This is a genomic window from Streptomyces sp. NPDC049627 (genome assembly GCF_044465645.1).
Lineage (GTDB): Bacteria > Actinomycetota > Actinomycetes > Streptomycetales > Streptomycetaceae > Streptomyces.
The window spans coordinates 35563-61743 of the sequence record NZ_JBITLW010000019.1 but is presented as its reverse complement, the minus strand read 5'-3'; the positions used below and the strand labels follow the sequence as shown (position 1 = coordinate 61743).

At 72.3% G+C, this 26181-nt stretch carries 22 protein-coding genes and 1 pseudogene; 7 read left to right on the top strand and 16 right to left on the bottom strand.

All coding sequences use genetic code 11. The features are described 5' to 3' along the window. Nucleotides 1-165: 165 nt before the first annotated feature. Nucleotides 166-1563 (top strand): APC family permease, encoded by a 1398-nt coding sequence (locus ACIBU0_RS39540; protein WP_398828488.1) that lies wholly within the window; start codon nt 166-168, stop codon nt 1561-1563. Between the two features lie 28 nt (nt 1564-1591). On the opposite strand, the gene ACIBU0_RS39535 is transcribed toward ACIBU0_RS39540, so the two are convergent. The 3 genes and pseudogenes from ACIBU0_RS39535 to ACIBU0_RS39525 form a co-directional block, all read right to left on the bottom strand. Further along, nucleotides 1592-2425 carry an aminoglycoside N(3)-acetyltransferase gene (locus ACIBU0_RS39535; protein ID WP_398828486.1) on the bottom strand — a complete coding sequence of 278 codons (834 nt, stop codon included), beginning with the start codon at nt 2423-2425 and terminating at the stop codon, nt 1592-1594. 43 nt (nt 2426-2468) lie between these two features. Further along, nucleotides 2469-3554 (bottom strand): annotated as a pseudogene (locus tag ACIBU0_RS39530) (FxsB family cyclophane-forming radical SAM/SPASM peptide maturase); the annotation flags it as partial. Nucleotides 3555-3706: 152 nt separating this feature from the next. Then, nucleotides 3707-4438 (bottom strand): hypothetical protein, encoded by a 732-nt coding sequence (locus ACIBU0_RS39525; RefSeq protein WP_398828484.1) that lies wholly within the window; start codon nt 4436-4438, stop codon nt 3707-3709. Between the two features lie 214 nt (nt 4439-4652). On the opposite strand from ACIBU0_RS39525, the gene ACIBU0_RS39520 reads away from it, so the two are divergent. The 3 genes from ACIBU0_RS39520 (at nt 4653) to ACIBU0_RS39510 (ending at nt 9871) form a co-directional block, all read left to right on the top strand. Next, complete coding sequence (locus tag ACIBU0_RS39520) at nt 4653-7304, top strand: CocE/NonD family hydrolase (RefSeq protein ID WP_398828482.1); 2652 nt, start codon at nt 4653-4655, stop codon at nt 7302-7304. After that, on the top strand, nt 7301-8164 hold the full coding sequence (locus tag ACIBU0_RS39515) for an ABC transporter permease (protein WP_398828480.1): 864 nt from the start codon (nt 7301-7303) through the stop codon (nt 8162-8164). The genes ACIBU0_RS39520 and ACIBU0_RS39515 overlap by 4 nt, the downstream gene beginning before the upstream one ends. 147 nt (nt 8165-8311) lie before the next feature. Then, a complete protein-coding gene (locus tag ACIBU0_RS39510) occupies nt 8312-9871 on the top strand; it encodes a von Willebrand factor type A domain-containing protein (protein WP_398828478.1) in 1560 nt (519 codons plus the stop codon). A gap of 47 nt (nt 9872-9918) precedes the next feature. Here ACIBU0_RS39510 and ACIBU0_RS39505 read toward each other — a convergent pair whose 3' ends face one another. Next, nucleotides 9919-10524: a chorismate mutase gene (locus tag ACIBU0_RS39505; protein WP_398828476.1), complete on the bottom strand. Its 606-nt coding sequence runs from the start codon at nt 10522-10524 to the stop codon at nt 9919-9921. A 136-nt stretch (nt 10525-10660) separates the two neighbouring features. Here ACIBU0_RS39505 and ACIBU0_RS39500 point away from each other — a divergent pair, with 136 nt between their 5' ends. Together ACIBU0_RS39500 and ACIBU0_RS39495 are read left to right on the top strand one after the other, a co-directional pair. Next, entirely contained in the window at nt 10661-12580 is a 1920-nt protein-coding gene (locus tag ACIBU0_RS39500) for an AMP-dependent synthetase/ligase (protein ID WP_398828474.1), read from the top strand. 122 nt (nt 12581-12702) lie between these two features. Then, a complete protein-coding gene (locus ACIBU0_RS39495) occupies nt 12703-13980 on the top strand; it encodes a glycoside hydrolase family 26 protein (protein WP_398828472.1) in 1278 nt (425 codons plus the stop codon). Here the strand turns inward: ACIBU0_RS39495 and ACIBU0_RS39490 are convergent. From ACIBU0_RS39490 to ACIBU0_RS39455, 8 genes are read right to left on the bottom strand one after another with little or no spacing between them, the layout of a single operon-like run. Next, complete coding sequence (locus tag ACIBU0_RS39490; RefSeq protein ID WP_398828469.1) at nt 13971-15083, bottom strand: GNAT family N-acetyltransferase; 1113 nt, start codon at nt 15081-15083, stop codon at nt 13971-13973. The genes ACIBU0_RS39495 and ACIBU0_RS39490 overlap by 10 nt on opposite strands. Continuing rightward, nucleotides 15080-15712: a lipopolysaccharide biosynthesis protein gene (locus ACIBU0_RS39485; protein WP_398828467.1), complete on the bottom strand. Its 633-nt coding sequence runs from the start codon at nt 15710-15712 to the stop codon at nt 15080-15082. The genes ACIBU0_RS39490 and ACIBU0_RS39485 overlap by 4 nt, the downstream gene beginning before the upstream one ends. Beyond that, a complete protein-coding gene (locus ACIBU0_RS39480; RefSeq protein WP_398828465.1) occupies nt 15709-16872 on the bottom strand; it encodes a glycosyltransferase in 1164 nt (387 codons plus the stop codon). The genes ACIBU0_RS39485 and ACIBU0_RS39480 overlap by 4 nt, the downstream gene beginning before the upstream one ends. Next, the gene (locus ACIBU0_RS39475) at nt 16869-17672 is read right to left on the bottom strand and encodes a polysaccharide deacetylase family protein (RefSeq protein WP_398828463.1); all 804 of its coding nucleotides are present in this window, start codon (nt 17670-17672) and stop codon (nt 16869-16871) included. The genes ACIBU0_RS39480 and ACIBU0_RS39475 overlap by 4 nt, the downstream gene beginning before the upstream one ends. Continuing rightward, nucleotides 17588-19456 (bottom strand): lipid II flippase MurJ, encoded by a 1869-nt coding sequence (locus tag ACIBU0_RS39470; protein WP_398828461.1) that lies wholly within the window; start codon nt 19454-19456, stop codon nt 17588-17590. Before ACIBU0_RS39470 ends, ACIBU0_RS39475 begins: the two co-directional genes overlap by 85 nt. Then, the gene (locus ACIBU0_RS39465; RefSeq protein WP_398828707.1) at nt 19453-20769 is read right to left on the bottom strand and encodes an O-antigen ligase family protein; all 1317 of its coding nucleotides are present in this window, start codon (nt 20767-20769) and stop codon (nt 19453-19455) included. The genes ACIBU0_RS39470 and ACIBU0_RS39465 overlap by 4 nt, the downstream gene beginning before the upstream one ends. Nucleotides 20770-20825: 56 nt before the next feature. Next, a complete protein-coding gene (locus ACIBU0_RS39460; protein ID WP_398828459.1) occupies nt 20826-22292 on the bottom strand; it encodes an exopolysaccharide biosynthesis polyprenyl glycosylphosphotransferase in 1467 nt (488 codons plus the stop codon). Then, nucleotides 22289-23428 (bottom strand): glycosyltransferase family 4 protein, encoded by a 1140-nt coding sequence (locus ACIBU0_RS39455; RefSeq protein WP_398828457.1) that lies wholly within the window; start codon nt 23426-23428, stop codon nt 22289-22291. Before ACIBU0_RS39455 ends, ACIBU0_RS39460 begins: the two co-directional genes overlap by 4 nt. A 294-nt stretch (nt 23429-23722) precedes the next feature. On the opposite strand from ACIBU0_RS39455, the gene ACIBU0_RS39450 reads away from it, so the two are divergent. Beyond that, nucleotides 23723-24031 (top strand): hypothetical protein, encoded by a 309-nt coding sequence (locus ACIBU0_RS39450; protein WP_398828455.1) that lies wholly within the window; start codon nt 23723-23725, stop codon nt 24029-24031. Nucleotides 24032-24372: 341 nt separating this feature from the next. On the opposite strand, the gene ACIBU0_RS39445 is transcribed toward ACIBU0_RS39450, so the two are convergent. The 4 genes from ACIBU0_RS39445 to ACIBU0_RS39430 form a co-directional block, all read right to left on the bottom strand. Next, on the bottom strand, nt 24373-24693 hold the full coding sequence (locus ACIBU0_RS39445; protein WP_398828452.1) for a hypothetical protein: 321 nt from the start codon (nt 24691-24693) through the stop codon (nt 24373-24375). Nucleotides 24694-24754: 61 nt separating this feature from the next. After that, on the bottom strand, nt 24755-25075 hold the full coding sequence (locus ACIBU0_RS39440) for a hypothetical protein (RefSeq protein ID WP_398828450.1): 321 nt from the start codon (nt 25073-25075) through the stop codon (nt 24755-24757). A 62-nt stretch (nt 25076-25137) separates the two neighbouring features. After that, entirely contained in the window at nt 25138-25485 is a 348-nt protein-coding gene (locus tag ACIBU0_RS39435; protein WP_398828449.1) for a hypothetical protein, read from the bottom strand. 254 nt (nt 25486-25739) lie between these two features. After that, complete coding sequence (locus ACIBU0_RS39430; protein ID WP_398828447.1) at nt 25740-26141, bottom strand: hypothetical protein; 402 nt, start codon at nt 26139-26141, stop codon at nt 25740-25742. Between the last annotated feature and the right edge of the window lie 40 nt (nt 26142-26181).

Below are 26181 nucleotides of genomic sequence, written 5' to 3'. Positions count from 1 at the left end.
CCCGTAGGGCGCCGAGCAACCGCATCCGACTGACTCGTGGTGCTCAAATGATCAGTGAAAGCGTCTTGCGGCTACGGATTCCGTAGGTAAACAGGCATTGACGTGACGGTTTTCGTCGGGGTTCCATGCAGCCAATCCGCTGCCCGAGTCGATCGGAACCGCCGTATGACCGACACGCTCCGCCCTGTCGAGACCGCCGTCGCCGAGGCGCCCGACAGCCCCCAGAAGCTCAAGCGCTCCATCGGGGTCGTCGGCGGCACCCTCCTCACGCTCTCCTGCGTGACCCCCGCCTCCACCCTCTTCGTGGTCGTCCCCGACCTGTTCGGCTCGCTCGGCACCGCCACCGCCCTCACCATCGCCATCGGCTCCCTCCTCTGCGTCGCGGTGGCGTTCTGCTACTCGGAGCTCGGCACCCTGATCCCCAGCGCGGGCGGCGAGTACGCGATGGTGTCGACGCTGGCCGGCCGGCTGGCGGGCTGGCTGGTCTTCGTCCTGTCCCTCCTGGTCGTGATGGTCGTCCCGCCGGTGATCGCGATGGGCACCGCCGACTACCTCGCCCCGATCGTGCACCTCGACCCGGCCATGACCGGCGCCGGCGTCATGCTGCTCGCCACCCTCGCCGGCCTGCTCGACCTGCGTGCCAACGCCTGGATCACCGGCGTCTTCCTGGTCCTGGAGGTCGTCGCGGCGGGCGTGGTGGCGGTACTGGGCTTCGCCCACGCCGAGCGCGGCCCCGGCAGCCTGGTCTCCCTGCAGGTGGCCGGCGCCGACGGTGGCACGGACACCGTGACGACCCTGCTGATCGTGACCGGCCTCGCGATCGCCCTCTTCGTCACCCAGGGCTTCTCGACCGCCGTCTACCTCTCCGAGGAACTGGAGAACCCGCGCCGCAACGTCGCCCGCACCGTCCTCGCCACCCTCGGCATCTCCACCGTGATCATCCTGGTGCCGGTCGTCGCCATCACCCTGGGCGCCTCGGACCTCGCGGAGCTGACCGGCGGCGACCTGAGCACCATGGTCACCGCCTGGTCCAACTCCGCCGTCGGCACCTTCGTCAGCCTCTGCGTGGCCCTGGCGATCGTCAACGCGGGCATCGTCATGGTCATCCAGAACTCCCGCGTCCTGTTCGCCTCGGCCCGCGACAAGGCCTGGCCCCGGCCGGTCAACACCGTCCTCGCCAAGCTCGGCCGCTTCGGCTCCCCCTGGGTGGCCACCCTCGCGGTCGGCGTCCCCGGCGCCGCCCTCTGCTTCGTCGACCTCGACACCCTGTACGGCGTCACGGGCGTCTCGGTGACCGGCATGTACCTGCTCGTCGCCGTGGCCGCGCTACTGGCCCGCCGGGGCGCTCACAAGCACGGCCCGGCATGGCGCATGCCGCTGTGGCCCGCGATGCCCGTGCTGCTGATCGTGGTCCTGGTGTACATCCTGAGCCGGCAGGAGACGAGCTACCTGCTCTGGACGGGCGGCATCACGGCCGTAGCCACCCTGTACTGGGCCCTGTACCTGCGCCCGCGCCGCGAAACCCGCTGGCTGGTGACGCTCCCGGAGGACGCGCAGGCCTGAGCCGCGGTAGGGCGACGACGGGTCCGGGCTATCCCCGGCGCGGACCTGGGCGGTGCGCCGTGAGCCACCCGACCGCGTGATCGACGGCCGCCCTGAACGCGAACAGCCGCGCCGTGGCCCTGCCCACGGTCGCGGCCCGGACGGCGGCCCCGCTCCGCTCGAAGGAGGCGCCGACGTCCACGAAGTCGCTGTCGTCGAGTGCCACGTCCGTGAAACTCCACCACGTCCGGGCACCCCGGTCCCGGATCACGCAGTGGTACTCACGGACCGGCTTCTCGGGCACACGGTATTCGGCCAGGTGGAACGCGGTGCACGAAGCGAAGCCCACGCCGAGGAGCAACACCTGCGCCCCCACGTCGTACAGCTTGGCCATGGGGGAGTCCTCACCGAGGTGGCAGCGCGGCGCATGGCCGGAGACGATCCGCCGTGCGAGCGGGCCGATGGCCGCGAACGAGGTCTGCGGATGGCTGCTGCGCAGCGCTTCGGGGTGCGTGCGCACCTCCTCGGCGAGCCGCCCGGTCGACCGGGCCGGGGTGTACGCGGGATCGAACGGGGGCATCCGGCGGCGCAGCTCGGCCACCTGCGCCGCGGTCAGCCCCTGTACCCGCTGCCGGTAGACGGGGGAGGTGTCGGAGTTCTCCGGGGTGAAGGTGGGCACCACGAGGGTGCCGTCCGGGCCGAGGGCGGCCCGCAGAGCACGCACCACGGTCCGGCTGCCTCCCCGCACCGGGCCCAGGCCCCGCAGCGAGGAGTGGGTGAGCAGGACCGTGCCGGGGCGGATGCCGAGGGCGTGGAGCTCGGCGGTCAGCGTCTCCTCGTCCAGGGCCGACAGGAACGCGGGGTTGTCGAGTCTGTGCGCCATGAGTCCCCTGTCAGCTGCCTTGGCCCAGGGCGGGCACCGGGAAGCGATTCCGGAAATGACCGATCAGCTTCGTCAGGTCGGGGCAGTGGACCGACGGGTTGTCGAATCCATTGCCGGAGCGGAAGCGGTGGGCGTACAGGCCGCCGCCGCACACCCGCACCAGCGGGCACGACCTGCACGTCGCGCACAGGTCCGCGAGCCCCCGTCGCCGCTCCCGCAGTCCGGGGTGGTCGGCGACCTCGTCGAGGCTGTGGGAGAAGACGTCCATTCCGGTGGCCGCCGCGCCGTCGTAGGCCGTCTTGAGGGAGTCCGCCTGCTCGATGGTGCCGTCCGTCTCGATCACCACGTGATCGACCGACGTGGTCCCCAGGGACTCCACGAAACTCGGGCCGCCCGCCAGGAGGCTGAGGACGGACGCGAAGAGACGCACCGGCACGGGACGCCCGGTCGCGAACCACTCCTCGGCGATGGTGATCAGCCAGTCGGCGTAGGGGGTGGCCCTGCCGTCCGGACGAGCGGGCGGCTGGTCCCACGTGGCGTGCGGCAGCAGGAAGTCGATCCGGGGAGGGGCCAGTTCCAGGAGGGCGGAGTAGACCCGCAGCGGATCGTTCTCCGGGTCGACCGTGCACAACAGCCCGGCGAACAGGTGCCGGTAGCGAGGCTGCCGCAGCAGTCGTACGCCGCGCAGCACCTGGTCATGACTGCCGCGGCCGTCCCGGAAGCGGCGGTGGCGGTCGTGCGCCGACCGGTCGCCGTCCAGCGAGACGCCGACCTTGATGTCGTGGTCCCGGAAGAGCTCGCAGAAGCGCTCGTCGAGCCGTACTGCGTTCGTCTGGATGCGCAGGTCCAGCTCGCAGTGGCCCGGCAAGGCCCGGCGCAGTTCCTCCGCCACCCGGCGCAGCCGGGTGTGCCCCGCCAGGAGCGGCTCCCCACCGTGCAGGATGACGTGCATCGTGCCGATCCCGTGGGCGGCGGCGTGCTCGGCGATGCGGGCCGCTGTCCGTGAGACCACCTCGGCGGACATGACAGGTGGCCGGCCGCGCCAGCTCCGGTCGGCGTGCTCGTAGACGTAGCAGTGGTCGCAGGCCAGATCGCAGCGGCTGTGCACCTTGAGGACGAGTTGCCGCAACGGTGCGGTGTGGGCTGCTTCGTCCGCCTCAGATGCAGGACTGGAACGTGGCGGGCCAGCCTCGGTCATCGTCGTTCGCCTCCGCCTCGGGTGCAGGATTCGTCATCACCCTGGATTCCGGGGTGCCGTGCCCGGTCGCCGGCGAGGGCTGTTCAGGGCTCGTCGGCGGCGCGAGCGCTGCGTATTTCGACTTCGGCTGCCCGAAGGCAGTGAACGATTCGCTCATGGGTGTCTCCAACCGCATCGATCACGCGTACGCGGATGTACAAGTTGTCGAGCAAAGAGATCGCCGGTATCGAAAGATGAGCCACGTACACGCCAGGGTGCTCACCCGCCACGGTGAGCGGCGATCCGGGGCCCAGTGCGTTCAGGTCGAAGTCCTTCCCGATGCGCAGGCCCAGCGATTCGAGCCTCGCGATGGCGGCCTCGAATCCCTGCCACTGAACATCCGCGGCGGGAGTCAGTTCACCTTTCGGCTGCACGTGGTAGTCGACGCTCTTCAGGATGGCGCTGTGCATGCCTCCGTTGCGGACTCGGACGACCCAGACGAGTCGGCTGCTCATGGCCGGGGTGTCCTTGCTGACGTACCCGTTCCAGCCGACGATCGGCCTCACCGTCCGCGAGTACTGTGCGCGCGCGAACACAAAGCCGATCGCCACGGCCAGAAGACTGGACAGCGCTTCCTGGCTGAGCAGCGAAAACCGCCACGGCCAATGATCTTTGCTGTGCGGGGAGAGATTCCCCCTGGTTATCTCCCAGATCGCCATGATGGTCAGTACGGCGACCAGCGCGACGGGTGTGGTGAAAAGGAGCGGGCTGCGCCGTATGCGGCGCTGGCGGTCGTCGAGATGCCCTGATCCCGGCAGAACGGTGCCACGTGTCATGTGGTTGTTCCCGCTTTCGTCCAGCAGGGCACTCGGGTGCCGAAAAGTATGACAGGGGAGGAATGTCCCGCCAGGTGCATTTCCGGACATCGCGTGGCCGGCCCGCGTACCACGGACGCGGTATGCCGCGGCGGCCCCGTACGCCCGTGGGAGGTCCCCCGGTTCGCTCTCTGGTCGACAACTCCCCGACAGCTTCACCCCGTACCGTTGAAACATGGATCTTCGACTGTCCGGACTGCGCGGACGCGTACGGAGGCCGCGCCGGTGGATCGCCGCCGCGGCCTCCGTCGTCGTCCTGGCCGGTGCCGGGACATGGACGGCCGTCGCCGCCGACGACCCGCCGCAGGTGCGCCGCGCCGACCGGGTCATGGACATGGGAGACGGGGTACGCATCGACACCTCGTTCTTCACGTCCGGCACCACGGGACGCCGCCCGGCCGTCCTGCTGGGACACGGCTTCGGCGGCAGCAAGAACGACGTACGGCAGCAGGCCGAGGACCTCGCCCGCGACGGCTACGCGGTGCTGACCTGGTCGGCCCGCGGCTTCGGCCGGTCGACCGGCAGGATCGGGCTGAACGACCCGAAGGGCGAGGTCGCCGACGTCTCCCGGCTGCTCGACTGGCTGGCGAAGCAGCCCCAGGTCCAGCTCGACAAGGCCGGCGACCCACGGGTCGGCATGGCGGGCGGCTCCTACGGCGGCGCGATCGCGCTGCTCGCCGCCGGCCACGACGACCGGGTGGACGCCATCGCCCCGGCGATCACGTACTGGAACCTCGCGGACGCCCTGTTCCCGAACGGCGTCTTCAAGAAGCTCTGGGCCGGCATCTTCGTCAACACGGGCGGCGGCTGCGCCAGGTTCGAGAAGCAGATCTGCGCGATGTACGACCGGGTCGCCGAGTCCGGCATCCCGGACGCGCAGGCCCGCACCATGCTGGAGGAGCGCTCGCCGTCCGCCGTCGGCGACCGCATCAAGGTGCCCACGCTGCTCGTGCAGGGCCAGTCCGACTCCCTCTTCCCGCTCGGCCAGGCCGACCGGGCGGCGAAGGCCATCCGCGCCAACGGTGCCCCGGTCGACGTCGACTGGATCGCCGGCGGCCATGACGGCGGCGACATGGAGACGAGCCGGATCCAGGGCCGCGTGGTGTCCTGGTTCGACCGCTACCTCAAGGACGACAAGAGCGCCGACACGGGCCCCGCCTTCCGCGTCACCCGCACCGGAGGCGTCGACTCCACCGACGGCCGGGCCCAGCTGCGGGGCGCGAGCGCGGACGCGTACCCCGGCCTGGACAGCGGCCGCAAGCCGGTCCCGCTCACCGGCGGCGAACAGAGCTTCGCCAACCCGGCCGGCGCCAACCCGCCCGCCGTCTCCGCCCTCCCCGGCCTCGGCGGCTCCGGCGGCCTCGCCCAGCTGTCCTCGCTGGGCGTGGGGATCTCGCTGGACTTCCCCGGCCAGTTCGCCGCCTTCCAGTCGGCGCCGGTCACCGACAACCTGCGCATCACCGGCTCCCCGACGGCGACCGTCCACGTGAAGTCGACCGGCGACGACGCGGTGCTCTTCGCCAAGGTCTACGACGTCGGCCCCGACGGCAACCAGCAGGTGCTGCCCTCGCAGCTGGTCACGCCCCTGCGCGTCGAGGGCGCCAAGGCCGGCGAGGACGTGACGCTCACGCTCCCCGCCATCGACTACGGCATCGAGAAGGGCCACCGCCTGCGCCTGGTCCTGTCCTCCACGGACCTCGGCTACGCCTCCCCGGCCGCCCCGGCGACGTACACGGTCTCCCTGAAGGGCGACCTGTCGGTCCCGACGGCCCCCGGCGTGAGCACCGCCGCGGCCCCGCTGCCGTCCTGGGTGTGGTGGCTGCCGCTCACCGGCGCGCTCATCGCCCTGGCCCTGCTGCTGACGGCCCGCCGCCGCACCGCCACCCCCGCACCCGATCCCGAGCTGGCCGAAGTCCCGCTGCAGATCACCGACTTGAGCAAGCGGTACGCGGGCTCGGAGGACCGTTACGCGGTCAGGGACCTGTCCTTCCGCGTCGAGAAGGGCCAGGTCCTCGGCCTCCTCGGGCCCAACGGCGCGGGCAAGACGACGACCCTGCGCATGCTGATGGGCCTGATCAAGCCGGACGCCGGCGAGATCCGTGTCTTCGGCCACGCCATCCGGCCCGGCGCACCCGTCCTCTCCCGCGTCGGCGCCTTCGTGGAGGGCGCGGGCTTCCTGCCGCACCTGTCCGGCCGCGAGAACCTGGAGCTGTACTGGCAGGCCACCGGCCGCCCGCCCGAGGACGCCCACCTCGACGAGGCCCTGGAGATCGCCGGCCTCGGCGACGCACTGGCCCGCGCGGTCCGCACGTACTCCCAGGGCATGCGCCAGCGCCTGGCCATCGCCCAGGCCATGCTGGGCATGCCGGACCTCCTCATCCTCGACGAACCGACCAACGGCCTCGACCCGCCGCAGATCCGCGAGATGCGCGAGGTGATGATCCGGTACGCGGCCGCCGGCCGCACAGTGATCGTCTCCAGCCACCTGCTGGCCGAGGTCGAGCAGTCCTGCACCCACCTCGTGGTCATGGACCGCGGCCGCCTCGTGCAGGCCGGTCCGGTCGCCGAGATCGTCGGCTCCGGCGACACGCTGCTCGTCGGCACGGCGGCGCCCGTCGAGGAGCCGGTCGTGGAGAAGGTGGCGGCGCTGCCCGGCATCGCCTCGGCGATCAGCACAGACGAGGGCCTGCTCGTCCGCCTGGACGGCGACGGCAGCGCCCAGCGCCTGGTCGCCGAACTCGTACGGCTGGAGGTGCCCGTCCAGTCCGTCGGCCCGCACCGCCGCCTGGAAGACGCCTTCCTCACTCTGATCGGAGGCTCCGCATGAGCACGCTCACCGAGCGCACCGAGGTCGCCTCCGGCTACCGGGCGGGCCGCACGCTGCCCCTGCGGGTGGAGTTCGTCCGCCAGCTGAAGCGGCGCCGGACGCTGGTCATGTTCGGCATCCTCGCCGTCCTGCCGTTCGTCCTGGTCGCCGCCTTCGCGATCGGCGGCGAGCCGGACGGCGGCGGCGACCGCATCACCCTGATGGACACGGCCACGGCGTCCGGCGCGAACTTCGCCGCGGTCAACCTCTTCGTCTCCGCGGGCTTCCTGCTGGTCATTCCGGTGGCCCTCTTCTGCGGGGACACGGTGGCGTCGGAGGCCGGCTGGTCCTCCCTGCGCTACCTCCTCGCGGCCCCCGTACCCCGAGCCCGCCTCCTGTGGTCCAAGCTCGTGGTCGGCCTGGGGCTGAGCCTCGCCGCGATGATCATCCTGCCCCTGGTCGCGCTGGCGGTCGGTACGGCCGCCTACGGCTGGGGTCCCCTCCAGATCCCCACCGGCGGCTCGCTCGACACGGCCACGGCGGCGCAGCGCCTGCTGGTGGTGGTGGCGTACGTCTTCGTGTCCCAACTGGTCACCGCGGGCCTGGCGTTCTGGCTCTCGACCAGGACGGACGCACCGCTCGGCGCGGTCGGCGGTGCGGTGGGTCTGACCATCGTCGGCAACGTCCTCGACGCGGTGACCGCCCTCGGCGACTGGCGCCACTTCCTGCCCGCGCACTGGCAGTTCGCGTGGGCGGACGCGGTCCAGCCCCGCCCCGAGTGGTCCGGCATGATCCAGGGCACGGCGATTTCCGTAACGTACGCCCTGGTCCTGTTCGCGCTGGCCTTCCGCGGTTTCGCGCGCAAGGACGTGGTCTCGTAGGTCACCGGAGGATCACCCACCGGTCTCGAAGGGCCGCCCCCGTGCCGTATTCGAGACCCATCCGCAACGCTCCGTAGCGCACGTTCCGGCCCCCTGGCCCGTCACAGTCGCAGAAGTCGACGTCAACGGACCCAGGGGGCACGAACGATGGAGAGGTACCGGATACGACGGCTGCGCGCCGCCCTCCTCGCACTCACCGCGGCGGGCGGCCTGCTGCTCACCGGTTGCAGCGCCGGGGACAGCGGGAGCAGCTCGGCGGACGGCGGCAAGAACAGCAACGGCTTCCCGGCTCCCGACTCGGGCGGAACCGGCAGGACGGGCGGCATCGGCGGAACCGGTGAGCACAACGGCACCGGCGACTCGGACTCCCGTGAGTTCGCGCCCGCCCCCGACCACCTCTCCACCTTCGCCCTGGACGTCGACACCGCCTCCTACGGCTACGCCCGCCGCACCCTCGCCGAGGGCCGGCTGCCCGACCCGTCGACGGTCCGCCCGGAGGAGTTCGTCAACAGCTTCCGGCAGGACTACGACCGCCCCGACGGCAACGGCTTCACGGTCACGGTCGACGGCGCCCGCACCGACGACGAGGACTGGTCCCTGGTCCGCGTGGGCCTGGCCACCCGCCCGGCCGAGGACGCCGGTGAACGCCCGTCCGCCGCCCTCACCTTCGTCATCGACATCTCCGGCTCCATGGCCGAACCGGGCCGTCTGGACCTGGCCAAGGACTCCCTCGGCGTGATGACCGACCGCCTGCGCGACGACGACTCGGTCGCCCTCGTCACCTTCAGCGACGAAGCCGAGACGGTCCTGCCCATGACCCGCCTCGACGGCAACCGGGACGACATCCACGACGCGATCGACAGCCTGGAGCCCACCGACTCCACCAACCTGGGCGCGGGCGTGGAGACCGGCTACGAAACGGCCGTCGAGGGCCTGCGCGAGGGCGCCACGAACCGCGTCGTCCTGGTCTCCGACGCCCTGGCCAACACGGGGGACACCGACGCGGACACCATCCTGGAGCGGATCTCCTCGGAACGCCGCGAACACGGCATCACCCTCTTCGGCGTCGGCGTCGGCAGCGACTACGGCGACGCCCTGATGGAACGCCTGGCCGACAAGGGCGACGGGCACACGGCGTACGTCTCCAGCGACGAGGACGCCCGGGAGGTCTTCTGCGACGACCTCCCGCGCAACATCGACCTCACCGCCCGCGACGCCAAGGCCCAGGTCGCCTTCGACCCGGCGACGGTCGCCGACTTCCGCCTCATCGGCTACGACAACCGTCAGGTCGCCGACGAGGACTTCCGGGACGACCGCGTCGACGGCGGCGAGATCGGGCCCGGCCACACGGTCACCGCCCTCTACGCCGTCCGCACCAGGCCCGGCACCGAAGGCCACCTCGCCACGGCGAGCGTCCGCTGGCTCGACCCGAGGACCCGGGCCCCGCACGAGGAGTCGGGCCGACTGGAGACCGGCTCCCTGCACGACTCCCTGGGCGACGCCTCCCCGAGGTTCCAGGTGACCGCGACCGCCGCCTACTTCGCCGACGCCCTGCGTGACGGAGACGACCGCTGGAGCTCCCTGCCGGGTGCCCCGTCCCTCCGCGAGCTCGAGAAGCGCGCCGCTGAGCTGGCGAAGGAGACGGAGGACCGGGAGGTGCGGCAGCTCGCCGAGGCCATCGGCCGGGCGGACAGGGTGACGGACTGAGGGACGGGTGCGGGTACGGGTGCGGGTACGGTGCCGAGGTCGCCGGTTCAGTCCGCGCAGACGGAGGGCAGTGCCCGTACGAGCCCCTCCCCATGGAGCGCGTCCAGCTCATGGCCGTACGCGGACCGCAGGGCGGCGACACCCAGGCGCGGCTCGCAGGACGGCGACGTCCGCAGCCGCTGGGTGTCCTTGAGGGTGTCCAGCAGCCGGGTGGTGATGCGGTCGAGTGCCGGGCGCACCTCCTTGACCAGGTCGGGCCGCTCGGTGGGACGCTCCTCGGGATGCGCGTCCCAGCGTGCGTACAGCCCGCGCTGCACCAGCTTGTTGGCCTCTATCTGGTCCCGGAAGACGGCCTTCGTCGCGTCCGGATCGAGGCCGAGCCCAGCCGCCCGGGCGGCGACGTCGTCCAGGATCTGCTGCTCGCGCACGGGGTCGTCGATCGGCTTGTCGGTGTCGTACTTGGCGGCGGCGACCTTGTCGGCGAGCAGCAGCCGCTCGGTGAACAGGTCGGTCAGCGAGGTGAGTCCGTGGGCGACGGACGCCGCCCGAACCGGAGCCGCGGTGTGTGCGGCGGCCGGTGCGGTGCCGGCGAAGGACACGGCCGCGGCGGCGCATGCGGCGACCAGGGCGGACCGGAGACGTCGGGAAGACACGGGTTTCCTTCCGTGGGGGATGGTCGTACAGCAACGTACAGAGGCACACACCTTCGCCACGCGCCGACCCATTGACCTTCCCTTACGCGCGAGTAAGTTGACTCCCGAGTAAGTCCAACTGGCACCGGGAGCCGTCATGGGCGTACGCAAGGATCTGAAGCGGGCGAAGCAGCGCACCGACCTGATGGACCGCACCACTGTCGAGATCGTCAAGGACGCCGAGGGCGTGGTCCGCGAGGCGCGCACCCCGCCCCTCGCCCCCCGCCCGACCACCGGCACCACCGCCGACCTGCCCTACACCAACGCGGCCGAGGCCCCCGACGCCGTAGTGCTCCGCCGCAGGCAGGGCGCCGCCTGGCACCCCGTCACCGCCACGGCCTTCGCCCGCGAAGTCACCGCCGTGGCCAAGGGGTTGATCGCGGCCGGCCTGGAACCCGGCGGCCGCGTTGCCGTCATGTCCCGCACCCGCTACGAGTGGACGGTCCTGGACTTCGCCATCTGGGCGGCGGGCGGCCAGACCGTGCCCGTCTATGCCACCTCCTCGGCCGACCAGGTGGAGTGGATCGTCCGCGACTCGGGCGCCCGCCATGTCATCACCGAGACGGACGAGAACACGCAGACGGTGACGACAGGCACGTCCGGTCACCAACAACCGCCGAAAATCTGGGAGTTGGAGGCAGGGGCGGTCGCTGCCCTCACCGCCCTCGGCCACGACCTCACCGACGACGAGGTCGCCAAGCGCCGCGCCGCCCTCACCCCCGACACCATCGCCACCGTCTGCTACACCTCCGGAACCACCGGCCGGCCGAAGGGCTGCGTCCTCACCCACGGCAACCTCCACGCCGAGGCCGCCAACACGGTCGAGCTGCTGCATCCGATCTTCAAGGAGGTCACCGGCCAGGAGGCCTCCACCCTTCTCTTCCTCCCGCTCGCCCACATCCTCGGCCGCACCCTCCAGATCGCCTGCCTGATGGCCCGCATCGAGATCGGCCACTGCCCGAGCATCAAGCCCGACGAACTCCGCCCGGCGCTCAGGGAGTTCCGCCCGACCTTCGTCGTCGGCGTCCCGTACCTCTTCGAGAAGATCCACGACACCGGCCGGGCGACCGCCGAGAAGATCGGCCGCGGCGCCTCCTTCGACCGCGCCGACCGCATCGGCGTCCGCTTCGGCGAGGCCTACCTGAACAAGTTCCTCGGCACGGGCAAGGGCCCCGGCCCCGGCCTCTACGCCGCCTGGGCGCTGTACGACCTGCTGGTCTACCGCCGTATCCGCAAGGAGCTCGGCGGCCGCATGCGCTACGCCATCAGCGGCGGGTCCCCGCTGGATCGGGGCCTCAACCTGTTCTTCTACGCCGCCGGAATCATCGTCTACGAGGGCTACGGCCTGACCGAGACGACCGCCGCCGCCACCATCGTCCCGCCGCTGAAGCCCCGGCCTGGCACGGTCGGCCGACCCGTTCCCGGAACGGCCGTGCGGATCGCGGACGACGGTGAGGTGCTCATCAAGGGTGGCATCGTCTTCGGCTCGTACTGGAACAACCCGGCCGCCACCGACGCCGTGCTCCAGGACGACTGGTTCGCCACCGGCGACCTCGGCTCCCTCGACGAGGACGGCTACCTCACCATCACCGGCCGCAAGAAGGACATCCTCGTCACCTCCGGCGGCAAGAACGTCTCCCCGGCCGTCCTGGAGGACCGCCTGCGCAGCCGCCCGCCGGTCGGCCAGTGCCTCGTCGTCGGCGACAACCGTCCCTTCGTCGCCGCCCTGATCACCCTCGATCCCGACGCGGTGGCCCACTGGCTCGCCGTGCGCAAGCTGCCCGCCGACACCCCGATGGCCGACGTGATCCGTGACCCCCGGATGCGCGCCGACGTCCAGAAGGCCGTCGACTACGCCAACGAGGCCGTCTCCCGGGCCGAGTCGATCCGTGCCTTCACCCTGGTCGAGGGGGAGTTCAACGAGGACAACGGCATGCTCACCCCATCCCTGAAGGTCAAGCGGCACGCGGTGACGGCGGCGTACGCGGCCGACATCGAGGCGCTGTACCGCAACTGAGAGCCCGTTCGGCGGTCGAGGGTCTCGGCAGCCGAGGGTCCGTTCGGCCGCACTCAAATGGCGCAGTACGTCCCTATATGACTACGTATCACTAGCGGAAGGAGCTGCACCAAGGAGGATGCATGGCCCCTCACCATCGCCGGTCCGCCCGCACCGGACTGGCGTTCATCACCGCCGGAGTGCTGGCCGCGGCGTCCCTCGCTCCCGGTGCGGCCTTCGGGGCCGACGACGACGCCTCCCGCCCCGACCCGCGGCGCCCCGCGCCCGCCCCGGCGGGGGTGGCCGCGTACAACCCCGCGTTCGGTGCGTTCCTCCACTACGGGCCCGCCGGAGTGCAGCGCATGAAGGAGCTCAGCCAGTGGCTGGGCGGGCACGAACTGCGCGTGGGACACACCTATCTGCCGGGCGACGCATGGGAGAACATCGAGGGCGGGCACGGCTTCCTCGACAGCTGGGCCGAGTGGCGGCGGGCCAAGCCCGACCGGCTGCTCGTGCTCAACGTCCCGATGATGGAACGCAACGAGGACGACCTCCCCGACCGGACCGTCAGACAGCTGTTGCAGAGCGCCGCGGACGGCGCGTACGACGACCACTTCGAGGCGCTGGCCGAGCGGCTGGTCGACCTGGGCGTGCCGGACACGGTCATCGTGCTGGGCTGGGAGATGAACGGCATCACCTACACCCACCGCTGCGCCCCCGACCCGGACAGCTGGAAGCAGTACTGGAAACGCATCGTCACCGTCATGCGCTCGGTCCCCGGACAGAAGTTCCGGTTCGACTTCGCCCCGAGCCGGGGCATGGACGCGATCCCCTGGCCCGAGTGCTACCCCGGCGACGACGTCGTCGACATCATCGGCATGGACGCGTACGACCAGCCGCGCGGGATCGGCTTCGACGAGCAGGTGGCCGAGCCCTACGGCCTGCAGCACCACGTGGACTTCGCGCGCCTGCACGGCAAGCCGATCTCGTACCCGGAATGGGGCCTGTTCCGCAACGGCGACAACATCCGGTACATGCTGCGCATGCTCGCGTGGATGGACGAGCACAAGCCGCTGTACAACACCATCACCGACTACTGCCCGCACGGCGTCTGGCTGTGCTCCGACAATCCCCGCGCCTCCGCCCTCTACCGCGCGCTGCTGTCCAACCCGCCCCTCCCGCGGCCGGAACCGGGGCCGTCGGTCCCCGCCCCGTCCGTGCCCACGGCCCCCGGCGACCCGGGCGACCCGGATGACTCGGGTGACCCGGATGACTCGGAGGACACGTACGACCCGGCGACCCCGGTGCCGGTGCCCTCCGAGCTGCCTCGCTGCACCCCGGTGGACCTCCCCGACTGGCTCGAGCACCAGACGGGCGGCAAGCTCACCGTCTGCCAGGAAGGGGCGGAGCGCTACCGGTGATCCGCGGTGCCGCGGGTGTGGCGCAGGACCTTCCTGGCCCTGTGCCGCGCGGCCCCCTCGCCGGCCGCGACGGCCAGGAGCGGGAGAGTGCGGCGCCGCGCCAGCAGGAACCGCTGGTTGGGGGCCGACTCGGGGTGCCAGCGGTACTTGTACGGTTCGTCGCCGCGCAGCAGGCTCAGCACCCGGTGCCCGCCGTCGGACACGAGGTGCTCGGTGGAGGCGTGCAGCAGCATCGCCGCCACGTCCACCTTCCGCTCCCGCAACCGCGGGTGGAAGCCGTACAGATACGTGCCCGTCATCCCCTCCGACAGCAGGTTCAGATTGACCGCCACCACCGCCCCTTCGAGCAGGAACTCCGTCACCGCCGCCCGGCCGCAGCGGGCCATGGGCGCCACCGACCGGACCAGGTGCTCCAGGAAGCGCGGCCGCATGTGCTCCGCCGACATCTTCCGGCCCTCCCACTGCAGCCGGTGCAGTTCGAGGAGCCGGCGCAGCGCGGCCCCGGTCTCGTCGTGGGGCACGACACGCCACTCGATGCCGAGCCGGGCCAGCCGGCTCACCTTGTTGCGGACCCGCTGGGCGTGCCGTGACGACAGGCGCTCGACCAACTGGTCCATGGGTACGCCGGGCAGCTCCAGGCACATCGAGTCGCGCAGCCGGTGCCGCGGGCCCCGCCAGCACAGGTAGACCCGTTCCATCGCACCGCCCGGCCGCACCTCACGGAAGTCGATCAGCGCCGTGCGGGCCAGGCCGGCCAGTGCGTCCGCCAGGGCTCCTGCGCCCGGCGCGGCCACTTCGTCGTCGATGAGCACATCGCACAGGTCGGTGATGGCACCGCCGATCGGCACCAGCGCCGGCAGCGGGTGGTGCACGCGCATCATCGGGGCCGCCGCCACCAACTCACCGCCCCTGCGCACCAGGACGAGCCGCAGCCTGCCCGCTCTGCCGTACGACAGCCACCACGAGTGCAGCCAGGCATGGCTCTGGAACGGCGTCGCCGAAGGGCACGCCCGGTACAGCCGTTCCCACTCCCCGGCCAGCTCCGCGAAGGCACGCTCCTCGGTGCACACCTCCACCGACAGGGCGCGCGCCGATGCGGTCACCCGCGTGTTCCGTGGGCGTCGGCGGCGCCTGCCGGGCCGGGCACCGGGGCCCGGCCCCTGTCCTCGCCCTCCTCCTCCGTGGCCCGCCGCGGCCGGGCCAGCAGGGCCAGGCCGCCCAGCAGACCTCCGGCGCTCGCGCCCACCAGAGAGGTCAGCGCCGGGGACGCCGACGACGGCTCGGAGGGCTTCAGGGCGCGGGCGAGGCGCTCCAGCCGGATGCCGGTGCGGTCCTTGGTGTGGTCCGCCTGCGTGATCAGCGCGTGGGACACCGCGTCGGCCATGTCGACCGCCTGACCGGGGCTCGACGACGTCGCCGAGACCGCGACCATCGGCGCGTCCGGCGAGGTCGCGACCTCCACGCTGTCGCGCAGCGTGGACACCGGCACACCCGCCCACACCTGAGCGTCCCCCAGCACCGCGAGCTGCGGGGCCATCCGGCCGTACGCCTGAGCGAAACCGAGCGCGTCGGTGCAGTCGGACTCGGTCCTGCCGGTCGGGACGGCGACGACGGAACTCGTCGCCGTGTACTCCGGCGGCTTGAACTGGCCGTAGGCGCCACCGGCCACGGCACCGAGCAGCGCGCCGGCCGGCAGCCACCACCACACGCGCCGAGCGGGGTTGTCCGTCATGAGGAACCCACCTCCGAAGTCGAGCCGGACACATCCGGAGCCGAGCCGGACACAGCGGCCGTGTACAGATCCATCAGCTGCCGCGCCGTGCACGCGATGTCGTAGCGGCGGACGACCTCCGGGACGGTCCGCTCGCCCGGCCCCGCCGCCCGCAGCCGCAGTACCTCCCGCGCGTACGCCCCCGCGCCGCCCGTGACGCGCCGGGCTCCGGGCGCGGCGTCCGGCGGCAGGTCCTCGACGGCCGGGCAGCTCGTGTACAGCACGGGCAGCCCGGCCGCGAGCGCCTCCACCACGGCCAGGCCGAAGGACTCCTCCGGCGACGGCGAGGCGAGCACGTCCATCGCGGACAGCAGCGAGACCAGGCCGGGTGCCTTGTCGCCGGGGTCGGGCTGATACGGCCGCTCGCCCGTCAGCACCACCCGCTCCGCGAGGCCCAGATCCCGGGCGGTGCGCCGCAGCGTCTCCTCCTCGGGCCCGCCGCCGACCAGCAGCAGCCGTACGTCGAGGGGCAGCAGACCCAGCGCCTGCACGAGCAGGTCGAAACGCTTGCCCGGGGCGAGACGCCCCACACCCCCGACGACGAACGCGTTCTCCGGCAGCCCGTGGAACGCCCGGGCCTCCTTGCGGCGCGCCTCGTCGAAGCGGAACCGGGACGCGTCGATGCCGTTCGGGATGACCCGGATGCGCTGCTCCGGCACGCCCCAGTGCCGCAGCCGCTCGGCCACCGTCGGCGAGACGGCCACCGTGGCGCGGCCGAGGCGCTCACCGGCCAGGTACAGCGCGCGCACGCCCGCGTTGAGTGGACGGCCCTCCAGCCGGGTCTCGCCGATCGAGTGCTCGGTGGCCACGACGGCCTCGACGCCCGCGAGCCGCGCCGCGATCCGGCCGTAGAGGCAGGCCCGGTACAGATGGGTGTGGACGAGGTCGTAGCGGCCGGAGCGGATCACCTCGATCAGGCGGGGCAGCACACCGAGGTCGCGGTTGCCGCCCATCCCGAGGTGGGTGACGCGGACCCCGTCGGCGGTCAGGCCCTCGGCGACCGGGCCGGGGTTGGTCAGCGCCACCACGTCGCACTGCGCGGGCAGGTGGCGCAGCAGCAGGCGCAGTTGCTGCTCCGCTCCGCCGACGCCGAGTCCGGTGATGATGTGCAGCGCCTTCACGACGCCTCCAGAGCACGGCCGCAGACCCGGGCCAGGCGCCGCTTCAGCTCCAGCCGCACCGGCGTGTCCGCCTGCCCCACGTGGATGCGGGGCAGCGCGAAGTCCCCGCAGCCGGCCGGGCCCGGGGCGATCGAGCAGGCGTAGCGGTAACCGGCCCGGCGCACCGCGGCGGCGGCGCGCTCGTCGATACGGCCGTAGGGATAGCAGAACCCCTCGACGTCGTCCCCGATGAGGGCGGCGAGCCGGTGCCGGCTGTCGTCGGCCTCGCTGTGCAGGACGTCCTCCGGGGCCGTGGTCAGATCGACGTGGGTGAGACCGTGCGAGGCGATCTCCATGCCCGCGGCCGCGGCACGGCGGATGCCGTCCTCGTCGAGCAGCGGCTTGCGCGGGCCGGTCGGCTCCCATGCGTTCTCGCCGCCGACCCTCCCGGACAGCACGAACACCGTGGCCGTGAAACCGTGGCGGCGCAGCACGGGCAGGGCGGCGGTGACGAAGTCGGCGTACCCGTCGTCGAAGGTGAGCCCCACCAGGCCGCGCTCCGCACCCAGGGCGCGCGCCGCGAGCAGCTCCCGGACGCTCACTCCGCGCAGACCGCGGCGGGCCAGCCAGGCGAGCTGCTGGTCGAGACGCGCGGGGGTGACGCTGATGTTGTACGGGTCGTCCGGGCAGTCCGAGACGGAGTGGTACATGGCCACCCAGGCGGCGGGACGCCGCTTCAGACGTCCTTTCGTGGCCGGTTCGGGTCCTGGTCCTGGTCCGGGTTCGGGCGCGCGAGGTGGGGCGGAGATGTCAACGACCATGGCTCAGCTTTCGTGTGACGGGGCTTTCGTGTGAGGGAGCTGCGGACGGAATGCGGGACGGGAAGCAGGAGGGAGCGGGTGTCCGCCGCGTCCAGGAGCCAGGCCAGCAGCAGGAAGACGGCGCTCACACAGATGCAGCAGGCGGCCACGGACACGGCGGGCGAGGCGAACAGCCCGGCGCAGACCAGCCCGGCCCCGGTGGCGCCGACGGCCGCGCACACCGGCCGGGCCAGCCCGGCGACGACCCGGCGGACCCGCACGGGCACGCTGCGCGGGCCCAGGCCGTGCAGCAGGAGCAGCGCCGTCAGGGTGATGCCGGCCGCGTTGGCCGCGGCGATGCCGGGCGCCCCCCAGGGGCCCACGGCCCAGGCGCCGACGACGACCGTGACGAGCGCGCCCGCGCCCATCGCGCCCAGCGGATACCAGGTCGTCCGGCCTGCCGAGAAGTACGACCGCACGAGCGCCCCCACCAGCATGTGCCCGAGCAGTCCGGCCGCGTACACCCGCATGACGGCGGCGGTCGCGACGGTGTCCTGGGCGGTGAACGCGCCGCGCTGGAACAGCAATTGGACGAGCTGCGGGGCACAGGCCACGACCACGGCGGCACCGAGCAGCACGAGGCAGGCCATCAGCACCAGGTCCCGCTCGACCCGGTCCCTGGCCCGCCGCGTGTCGCCCTCGGCGATCGCCCGCGCCACCACCGGGAAGGTGACGACACACACCATCATCGCCAGCGACATCGGCACCTGGGCCACCTTCTGGGCGTAGTTGAGGTGCGAGATGGCACCGGACGGCAGCCCCGAGGCGAAGGAGCGCTCGATGAGGACCTGCGACTGCCGGCACAGCGTGAACAGCAGGACCGCGCAGACCAGGCCGAGCGCGAGTGCCTGCGGCGCAGGCGGCGCCGTCCGCTCGGAGGGCGGGCCGGGGCGCCCCGCGATCCGCCGCCACAGGGACGGTGCCTGTACGGCGGCCATCACGCACCCGCCGAGCGCCACCCCGAGCGCGGCGGACCGCACACCCCAGTGCCGGGCGAGGGCGACCATCGTGGTGATGATCGCGAGGTTGTAGGCGATGTAGATGGCGCCCGGGACGAGATAGCTGCGGTGGGCCCGCAGTGCCGCGCTGCAGTACCCGGCCAGCCCGAAACTCAGCACGCAGGTCGCGGTCAGCCGGGTGCAGGACACGGCCAGGGCCGGGTCGGGCAGGCCGGGCGCGAGAGCCGACACCACCAACGGCGCCCCGGCCGCGAGCAGGGCGGCCGCACCGGCGAGCACGAGGCACAGTCGCGGCAGCGAGGCGGCGACCAGGGCCCGCACGGGATCGGGCGACCCGGTCCCGCCCGCCGCCCGCCGCGCCAGCGCCACGCTGAACGCGGGCACCAGCACGAACGCCATCCCGTCCTCGATCAGCAACGTCGACGCCATCTCCGGCACCGTCCAGGCCACCAGAAACGCATCGGTGTCCGCCCCCGCACCGAAGAGATGCGCGAGCGCCTGATCCCGCCCGAGCCCGAGCACCGCACCGGCGACGGCCAGCACGGCGGAGAGCAACGTCGCCCGGGCGAGCAGACGCTCCGAGGGCACGTGCGTGCGTGGGTCGGCTGCGGGCGTGGGGGCGGGGGTGGGGGTGCGCCGGTTGTCGTCGGGGCCTGCGGCTTGCAGGGTGGCCCGGTTGGCCGTGCCGGGTGCGTGCCCGCGGTGGCTGCCTTCGGCGGGCCGCAGGCCCTGCGTGCCGGACGGGTGGCCGGGAGCGTCCCCCGTCGTCGTCGGCCGGGGCCTCATCGTGGGCCCGGTTCCGCGGCCGGGGCCGCCGTCTCCCGGGGGGCGAGGGCCCACCAGGCGGCGAGGCCGAAGCACACGGCCGTCAGTACGGTGGAGGGTCCGCCGATGTCGGCGTACAGGAAGTTGACGAGCTGCCACACCAGCAGCCCGCACAGCGGGAACGCGCAGTCCCGGGCGCGTCCGCTCCGCCGCAGCCGGCGCAGGGCGCACACCAGCAGGGCCGACCAGCTGCCCGCCACCGTGAGCAGGCCCAGCAGCCCCTGCTCGCTGAGGAGCAGCAGGTACATGTTGTGCGGGGACAGCAGCGGCCGGCGGTGGTAGGCCTGGCCCGCCCCCTCCGTGTCGCTGCCCGACGACAGCGCGAGCGAGGCATGCCCGTCCCGGTGCGCGGGGAAGGCCTTCAGCCCCACGCCGGTCACCGGATGCTCGCGCCACATGCCGGCCGCCGCCGCCCACATCGTGTACCGGTCGACGACCGACTGGTCCGGCGCGTCGGCGACCCGGGTGATGCTGGTCAGCCGCTCTTCAAGCACCGCTGCGCCCACCCCGAACCCGCCCACCAGCACCACGGCCGCCGCGCCCGCCGCCGCCAGCACCGCCACCGCCCGCCGTACCCCGCCCATCAGCAGCTGCGCCCCGCAGGCCACGGCCGTGGCGATCCAGGCACCCCGGCTGAAGGACAGCGCGAGCGGCACGAGCAGGACCAGCGCACACCCGGCCGCCACGACCCGCGCCCGCCGCGCCCGCGTCCCGAGGGCCAGCCCCGTCGCGGCCACGACCCCGATCGCGACCACGGTCGCCATGCCCATCACGTCGGTCGGCCCGAACGTGCCCACCGCCCGGATGTCGGCCCCCTGATACGACGCCCCGGTCCCGGTGAGGTACTGCTGCACCCCGACGGCCCCCTGCCACAGCGCGAGGCCGATCAGGGACCACAGCACCAGCCGGGCGCCCGTCCGGCCGCGCACCAGCAGCAGCACCGCGACCGGGACGAGCACGAACACCTGCAGATAGCGGGCCAGTCCGGCGATCGCGTCCCCGGCGGTCATCGCCCCGGCCGCGGCGGCCGCGATGCCCACCACGGGCAGCCCGAGCACGACCGCCGCCGTCCGCGTCAGCGGTCGCCGGGTCCGCCGCACGGTGTCGACGACGGCACACAGCACCACCAGCCCCGACGCCGCGTCGGCAGGGGTGGCGCCGCCGTCCGGTGCCACGGGCAGCCCCAGCAGCACGACGACCGCCACGACCGGCAGCACGGACAGGAGGGACGGGACGGACAGGACGGACGGGACGACGTCGGCCCGGCGCGGCAACGCCGGCAGTGGCGGCACGAGCGGGGCAGAGGCCGCCGGCGGAGTGCTCACGGCGCTCAGCTCCCCGTCGGCCGTACGAACTGTGCCGCCGTGCGCAGCAGGATGCAGACGTCCTGCCACAGCGACCAGTTGTCGATGTAGGCGTTGTCGTAACGGCACCGGTCCTCGATCGAGGTGTCGCCGCGCAGCCCGTGGATCTGCGCGAGCCCGGTGATCCCGGTCCGCATCCGGTGCCGCGCCGGGTAGCCCGGGTGCGCCTGGCTGAACTTGGCGACGAAGTAGGGCCGTTCGGGCCGCGGGCCGACCAGGCTCATGTCACCGCGGAAGACGTTCCACAGCTGCAGCAGCTCGTCCAGGGAGGTACGGCGCAGGAACTGGCAGAAGCGGCTCATGTCCTGGTCGTTCGCCACGCTCCAGCGGGTCGCCGCCTCGTGCGCGCTGGCGGGCCGGTGCGTGCGGAACTTCAGCATCGTGAAAGGGCGTCCGTCCTTGCCGATCCGCTCCTGCCGGAACACCACGCCCGGTCCGTCCATGACCCGCAGCGTCAGCGCGCACACCAGCAGCACCGGAGCGGCCGGCAGCAGCAGCGACCCCGACAGCACCACGTCGAGCACCCGCTTGCCCAGGCCGCCGCGCCGCCGTCCGCCGCCCGGAACCAGCAGCCTGCGCGAGAAGCCGGCCAAATGCCCCGCCCGCTCACGGCGCCCACCGGGGCCGTACGGCGCCGGGTCCGCCTCCAGCTCCCACAGCACGCAGCCGTGGCCGGCGAGCTCCCGCAGCAGGGCGGCCTGCTCCACCCGCGTGGCGGGCCCCACCACGAGCACCGTCTCCACACCGTTCTGGATGAGTGCGCGGCGCGCGTCCGGCGCCGTGCTGAGCACCGGCAGCCCGGGCTCGTCGTCGGCGTCGCCGGAGACCTCCGGGTCGCCGTCGACGAGGCCCACCGGACGGACCCCGCAGTCCGGTTGGCGCAACAGCGCGGCCGCGACGCGCCGGGCCGTGTCGGCCGGGCCGACCACCAGGGCCGGAGCCGGCCGGCGTCGCAGCGCCCGGCGCCGGTGACCGTGCACCGCCGCGCGGCCCGCGCAGGCCGCCCCGCAGTGTGCGGCGACCGCGACGACCAGCACGGTCACGGGAAGCGAGCGCAGCGGGGAGAGCGCCACGACGACCGCCCAGCCGACGCCGATCCGGCCGCAGACGGCGGGAAGTTCGTCGAGAACGCCGGGGACGACGCAGGTCTCGTACAGCGAGGCCCGTCGGTTCAGACCGAGCACCCCGAGCACCAGCAGCGCGAAGACCAGCGGGTACCTGTGCGGCGCGGGCACCGGCAGCACGGCCGGCAGGACGGCGCCGACGTCGGCGAGCCACAGCAGCGCCGGGGAGGTCCGCCGCGCACGACGGGCTGCCCGTCCGGCGGACGGCCGCCGCCGCGGGGCGAGGCCGGTCGGGGCGGGAACGGAGAGGGCGCCCTCGGGCGCCCGCTGCTGCCCCGCGGCCGAGGCGAGGGTACTTTCCGCGGTCATGTGGTGATGCACTTCCTGCCCTCGTCGGGTACGGCCGGCGTGGCAACGCCGCCGAGCAACTCGCGATACACGTCGGTGACTGCGTCCGTGGTCCGCCGCAGGTCATGGGCCCCGAGCACGTGTGCGCGGCCCTGCGCACCCAGCGCCGCGCGCAGCGGCTCGTCCCGCAGCAGCGAGGTGAGCGCCCGGGCCAGCACACCGGGGTCCTCCGGCGGCACCAGGCAGAACGGCAGATGACCGGACGGCAGGCTCTCGCGCGCCCCGTCCACGTCCGTGACGACGACCGGCCGGGCACACGCCATGGCCTCCAGCGGGGCGAGCGCCATGCCCTCCCAGCGGGACGGCAGGACCACGACGTCGGCGGCCCGGTACCAGGGGGCGGCCTCGGGCGCGGCCCCGGCGAACTCCACCGACGCGGGCGCACCGGAGCGCAGCCGCCGCGCGTCCGGCCCGTCGCCGACCAGCACCAGCCGCGCACCGGCCACCCGCCGCACCACCTCGGGCCAGGCCGCCAGGAGCACGTCCTGCCCCTTCTGGCGGCACAGCCGGCCCACGCACACCACGAGCGGACCCGCCCCGGACCGCGCGCTGTCCCCGTCGGGCCGGAACCTGCCGGTGTCGACACCATTGGGGATCACCCGCCACGAGGCGGCGATGCCGCGCCGCTCCCCGGTCCGCCGCTCGGCCTCGCTCACACACAGCACCCGCGTCGCCCACCGCGCACCGAACCGCTCCCAGTCCAGGGCCAGTTGGGCGACGACCCCGTCCGCGGCCTCGAACGACCAGGCGTGCGGCTGATAGACGGTCGGCAGACGGCCGTGCACCGCGAGCCGGGCCGCGAGCCCCGCCTTCGCGCTGTGCGCATGCACCAGGTCCGGCCCCGCCACCCGCACCAGCCGCGCCAACTGCCGTACCTCACCGGCGAGTCGGGGCCCAGGGGTGCGGGTGGCGTCCCAGCGCAGTACCGTGCAGCCCCGCGCGCGCAGGGAGCCGGTCAGCGTGCCGCCCTCGGGACAGGCCACCGTCACCCGCATCCCCGCGGCGAGCTGCGCCGCCACCAGGTCCGTCACGACCCGCGCGACACCGCCCTCGAGGGGCTGCGCGACATGCAGGATGTGCGGCACGGAAATGCGCATGATCGAGGCTGCCCCTCCGAGGAAAAGAGTCCGAACCAGCAACACGATGTGTGGCTCGCGTTCCCGACCACTTATCCATGTTTATCTGCCAAACAGCCAAACATGTTGGAATGGCGGCTCTCCCGGAGTTGTTTCGCGCGTGATGTCACCCGTTCGGAGCCGTCGTGGGCCGAACGTGTTCGGCGCAACGGGTCTTTTCGTATGAGTTCCTGGAAGTTGTCGGCAGCAGAGTTTCCCGAGCGGTCCCCTCTCGTTAGCCCAGGAGAACCGAGAACGAGTCACCAGGAAAGGAACATGATGAAGAACCTGAAGGCTGCCGCCGTCGTCGCCGGCTCCCTCGCCGTTGCCGGTGTCGCCGGGCCCGCCGCCGCGGTGGACATGCCGGCATCGGGCCTCGTCGACAACGGCAGGACGGTCGCCCGCAGCCTGCCCACGGCCGCCAAGCTGCCGACGGGCTACGTGGGGAACAACGTCAAGCGCACGGCCGACAACGTGAAGCAGGGCGTGAAGCGCTCTGGAGTGGTGAAGACCCCCGTCTTCGGCGGCACCCTGCCGAACCCGATCGACGGTCAGCTGCTCGGTGGACTCCCGATCAACAGGTAGGCGATCAGGCAGGCGACTCGTTCCTCGACTTCGTCGCCCATCGGCTTGTTGTTCCGGGCCGGCTCCGCACTCCGCGGAGCCGGCCTTTCGGCATGTTCAGGGACGGCATATTTCCTCATGGAATCCCAATATTGGGCCGAATGAATGATGCGGGGTGACCCGGCATCGGCCGACCCCGTTAGTCCATCTGAATGGGCGCTCTTTCCTCCTTGCCGGCGCTCCCTGACTGTGGGCCCTGTCCGCGCAGCGATGCGGACAGGGCCCACGGGTTTGCCGTGCACACACGAAGACGAGGGCGGTCCGCCGGACATCCGGCGGACCGCCCTCGGGTGAGGCGCTGCTCAGAACAGCAGGCCGCCGACGTACGGGGCGTTCTGCTGCTGGTTGACCGTGGCCGTGTCGCAGGCCGCGTAGTGCGAGTTCGGCGCGGCAACGCCGCCCAGGACGGCACCGTTGGACCACGGGGCGAGGCAGCGGGCGTCGAGGAAAGCACCGTTGACGACGGCGATCCCCTGCTGCGGTTCGTTCACGACGACCGGGGCCGACGAGAAACCGCTACCGCCCTTGACGGTGGTGGTGTCGCCGTCGGCGGCGGCGGTACCGCCGGCCGCGAGCACGATGCCCGCGGCGAGAGCGGAAATGGCCGTAACCTTATTACGCATGAGCTGAGCCTTTCCGGGCTGCGTATGGGGTTTACCTGCTCCGAATTGCTCGGAGCAGGAGTCAGAACAGCAAGCCGCCCTTGTACCCGGCGTTCTGCTGCTGGTTGATCGTGGCCGTGTCGCAGGCCGCGTAGTGCGAGTTGGTCGCGACGACGCCGCCGAGGACGGCTCCGTTGGACCACGGCGCGGCACAGCGCAGGTCGATCACGGTGCCGTTCGCGACGAGAATGCCCTGCTGCGGGGCGTTCACGACGACCGGGGACTGCGAGAAGCCGCTGCCGCCCTTGACGGTGGTGGTGTTGGTGTCGGCCGCGGCGGTGCCGCCGGTCGCGAGAGCGATGCCGGCCGCGAGGGCGGAAATGGCCGTAACCTTCTTACGCATGAGTTGCGCCTTTCCGGGCTGCGTTGGGGGAATCAGCTGCTGCTAATGGCTCTGAGCAGACGTCAGAACAGCAGGCCGCCGATGTACGGGGCGTTCTGCTGCTGGTTGACCGTGGCCGTGTCGCAGGCGGCGTAGTGCGAGTTCGGCGCGGGGACGCCGCCGAGGACGGCTCCGTTGGACCACGGGGCGATGCAACGACCGTCGACGAGGCTGCCGTTGATGACGAGAACGCCCTGCTGGGGCTCGTTCACGACGACCGGGGCCGACGAGAAGCCGCTACCGCCCTTGACGGTGGTGTTGTTGCCGCTGCCGCCGCTGCCGCTGCCGCTGCCACCGGCAGAGGCGATACCGGCGGTGCCGACGACGGTGCTGAGGGCGAGGGCCGTGATGACCGCGAACTTCTTGGGCAACTCGGTTCCTTCCTGAATTCACGGTTGCGCACGCTTACGAAAAGGAAACCCGTATATGCATCCCTAAGTCACGGCGGGAACAATCAAACGTGGAAAGATTCCTTCGGATGGCGCAACGCAGCATGCAGAACAGAATGCGTCCGGCCCACCGGCAGGGTGCGGGCCGGTGGGCCGGAGTTGTGGTGCGGGGGTGCCGAGAACCGGATCAGAGTCTCAGAATTCCGGGGCCAAGGACTCGTACGGTTGCCGGGTCGTCACTTGGACTTGGGAAGGAAGGTGCCGAGCCCGGCGGAGGTCGGTGCCTTCAGCGGGTGCACCTGAACGGAGCCGCTGCCGGCCGGGTTCTTCACCGGAATGGTGGGCCGCTTTGCGGCGTCCGGGTCCATTCCGTCCAAGTACACGCCGGACATTCCCACCGCGCTCTTGTTGCTCTTGTCGAACGCGCTGCCCTTCGCGATTCCGCCGTCGCGGGCCAGCCGCGTCACGGCGTCGGCCGCGGGCAGGATCGCCGGGCTCACCTTGGTCGGGGACATGAGCCCGAGCGGACTGGTGGAGATTCCCGATCCGCCCGTGGCGGCCGCCGCCGCCGCGGCGGAGCCACCCACGAGACCCGCACCGATAGCCAACGCCGCAGTGGTGAAAACTGCCTTCTTCATGATTCACCTCGCTTGAAAGTACCTCTGATCCGACGGTTGG

Bases quoted from the DNA above. Each gene is read 5' to 3' on its own strand.
- ACIBU0_RS39540 (WP_398828488.1), top strand. From the start codon at position 166: ATGACCGACACGCTCCGCCCTGTCGAGACCGCCGTCGCCGAGGCGCCC.
- ACIBU0_RS39535 (WP_398828486.1), bottom strand. From the start codon at position 2,425: ATGGCGCACAGACTCGACAACCCCGCGTTCCTGTCGGCCCTGGACGAG.
- ACIBU0_RS39525 (WP_398828484.1), bottom strand. From the start codon at position 4,438: ATGACACGTGGCACCGTTCTGCCGGGATCAGGGCATCTCGACGACCGC.
- ACIBU0_RS39520 (WP_398828482.1), top strand. From the start codon at position 4,653: ATGGATCTTCGACTGTCCGGACTGCGCGGACGCGTACGGAGGCCGCGC.
- ACIBU0_RS39515 (WP_398828480.1), top strand. From the start codon at position 7,301: ATGAGCACGCTCACCGAGCGCACCGAGGTCGCCTCCGGCTACCGGGCG.
- ACIBU0_RS39510 (WP_398828478.1), top strand. From the start codon at position 8,312: ATGGAGAGGTACCGGATACGACGGCTGCGCGCCGCCCTCCTCGCACTC.
- ACIBU0_RS39500 (WP_398828474.1), top strand. From the start codon at position 10,661: ATGGGCGTACGCAAGGATCTGAAGCGGGCGAAGCAGCGCACCGACCTG.
- ACIBU0_RS39495 (WP_398828472.1), top strand. From the start codon at position 12,703: ATGGCCCCTCACCATCGCCGGTCCGCCCGCACCGGACTGGCGTTCATC.
- ACIBU0_RS39485 (WP_398828467.1), bottom strand. From the start codon at position 15,712: ATGACGGACAACCCCGCTCGGCGCGTGTGGTGGTGGCTGCCGGCCGGC.
- ACIBU0_RS39475 (WP_398828463.1), bottom strand. From the start codon at position 17,672: ATGGTCGTTGACATCTCCGCCCCACCTCGCGCGCCCGAACCCGGACCA.
- ACIBU0_RS39470 (WP_398828461.1), bottom strand. From the start codon at position 19,456: ATGAGGCCCCGGCCGACGACGACGGGGGACGCTCCCGGCCACCCGTCC.
- ACIBU0_RS39460 (WP_398828459.1), bottom strand. From the start codon at position 22,292: ATGACCGCGGAAAGTACCCTCGCCTCGGCCGCGGGGCAGCAGCGGGCG.
- ACIBU0_RS39455 (WP_398828457.1), bottom strand. From the start codon at position 23,428: ATGCGCATTTCCGTGCCGCACATCCTGCATGTCGCGCAGCCCCTCGAG.
- ACIBU0_RS39450 (WP_398828455.1), top strand. From the start codon at position 23,723: ATGATGAAGAACCTGAAGGCTGCCGCCGTCGTCGCCGGCTCCCTCGCC.
- ACIBU0_RS39445 (WP_398828452.1), bottom strand. From the start codon at position 24,693: ATGCGTAATAAGGTTACGGCCATTTCCGCTCTCGCCGCGGGCATCGTG.
- ACIBU0_RS39440 (WP_398828450.1), bottom strand. From the start codon at position 25,075: ATGCGTAAGAAGGTTACGGCCATTTCCGCCCTCGCGGCCGGCATCGCT.
- ACIBU0_RS39430 (WP_398828447.1), bottom strand. From the start codon at position 26,141: ATGAAGAAGGCAGTTTTCACCACTGCGGCGTTGGCTATCGGTGCGGGT.